1 pseudogene is annotated in these 613 nt (G+C 64.8%); it reads left to right on the plus strand.

Features of this window, described 5'->3' with window-relative positions:
• A pseudogene (locus ACH0BU_RS18190) lies at positions 1 to 542 on the plus strand (DDE-type integrase/transposase/recombinase); the annotation flags it as partial.
• Positions 543 to 613 lie beyond the last annotated feature (71 nt).

The raw sequence follows: 613 nt of genomic DNA on the forward strand, positions 1-613 counted from the left end.
GGTCTGTGGATCGCTACGCTGCGGTGGAGAAGCTGATGGCCGACCACGGCTTCTCCGAGCGTCGCGCCTGCAGGCTGCTCGGGGTCAACCGGTCGGCATGGCAATATGAGCCGCTTCGCGGGAAGGACGATGCTGTCCGCGAGCGGATGCGCGAGATCGCCAACGAGCGTCGTCGGTTCGGCTATCGTCGGCTGGCGATCCTGCTCAGGCGTGAAGGCAAGGGCATGAACCTGAAGAAGGTCTATCGGCTGTATCGCGAGGAGCGGCTGACGGTGCGCAAGCGTGGCGGTCGAAAGCGAGCGCTGGGAACGCGGGCGCCGATGGCGATCCCGCAGGAACCCAACCAGCGCTGGTCGCTCGACTTCGTGTCGGATGCATTGGCCTGCGGCCGGCGGTTCCGTTTGCTCAACGTCATCGACGACTACAGCCGAGAATGTCTGGCCTGTATTGTCGATACCTCGCTGTCAGGCCGGCGTGTCGTCCGCGAGCTCACCGCCATTGCCGAACGTCGCGGGCTGCCGTGCATGGTGGTCAGCGACAACGTCCTAGGTCGGGAAGCAGCGGCGGCAAACGGCCAGCAGGTCTCATTGCGCCAATCACGATCAGCGCTGAT

This window comes from Sphingomonas olei (assembly GCF_045369765.1).
Classification (GTDB): Bacteria; Pseudomonadota; Alphaproteobacteria; order Sphingomonadales; family Sphingomonadaceae; genus Sphingomonas; species Sphingomonas panaciterrae.